This window comes from Bradyrhizobium sp. Leo170, assembly GCF_004296405.1.
Lineage (GTDB): Bacteria > Pseudomonadota > Alphaproteobacteria > Rhizobiales > Xanthobacteraceae > Bradyrhizobium.
In genome coordinates this window covers 1-536 of the sequence record NZ_PSRR01000857.1, presented here as the reverse complement: position 1 = coordinate 536, position 536 = coordinate 1, and the positions used below count along the sequence as shown (strand labels likewise).

At 63.1% G+C, this 536-nt stretch carries 1 protein-coding gene; it reads right to left on the bottom strand.

Translation table 11 applies throughout. From position 1 onward, the window contains the following. On the bottom strand, positions 1–419 hold a 419-nt coding region (locus tag CWO89_RS46725; RefSeq protein ID WP_207234736.1), incomplete at its 3' end, for a hypothetical protein. Positions 420–536 lie beyond the last annotated feature (117 nt).

Here is a 536-nt window from a genome sequence, read left to right as displayed (position 1 = left end):
GCGTAGTAGTTCCTTTCCACGTCCTGGAAAATCTCGCGCAGCGTTCCGCCGCCCCCTCGGCCGTAGATGATCCCAGCCCGCGAATTATTGACGAGCGCTTCCTCGCGAAGACTGTTCTGGTAGTATTTGGCGTAGTGCGTCGCGAACGGCATCGTGGGCTCGGCACCGTACAGCCAGGTCGGAATGGCCAGGCTGAGAGGCAGCGTCGACGGCGCGGCCGAACGCACGTCGAGTGCAGCCGCGAGCCAATCGCGGGCGGCCATCACGTCCTTTCGCTTCGATTTCTTAAGGCTGCCGTCGTTCTCGAAGAGATCATCCAGATCGCCGTAATCCGGGGTCGCCGCAAGCTTCGCCAAGGCCCTTTCGAGATCGTCCATTCCGTTTTTGCTAAAGGCCACTCCCACGTGCGCAGCCTCCATGACGCCGGGACCGCCTCCGGTGACGATGAGGTACCCGTCCTGCGCCACGCTCCAGGCAAGCTTGGCGATGTCAGCGAACGCCGGCGAATTGCGCTTGGCGGCGTGGCCGCCCATGAA